Below are 362 nucleotides of genomic sequence, written 5' to 3' on the forward strand. Positions count from 1 at the left end.
GCTGGAGGCCGTAAAAAAGCTGAAGCCCGAAATTCCCATGGTGATGATCTCCGGTCACGGCGACCTTGACACTGCTGTAAATACAATGAGACTGGGAGCATGTGATTACATCTCAAAACCGCCAGATCTTAACCGGCTGCTCAATACCGTTAGAAATGCTTTAGACCGAAAGGAGCTGGTAGTTGAAAATTCCCGACTCAAGAACACGGTTGGGAAAAATATTGAAATGGTTGGAGAATCTGAAGCCATTTCCAGGATCAAAGATATTATTGAAAAAGTCGCACCTACAGATGCGCGGGTGCTTATTACCGGACCTAATGGTACCGGAAAAGAACTTGTAGCGCACTGGCTGCACCAAAAAA

Annotated in this window: 1 protein-coding gene; it reads left to right on the forward strand. The window is 45.9% G+C overall.

Features of this window, described 5'->3' with window-relative positions:
• Window positions 1-362, forward strand: a 362-nt coding sequence (locus HC176_RS17730; RefSeq protein ID WP_167920327.1) for a sigma 54-interacting transcriptional regulator, incomplete at both ends; no start/stop codon positions are given.

This window comes from Tamlana crocina, from assembly GCF_012037625.1.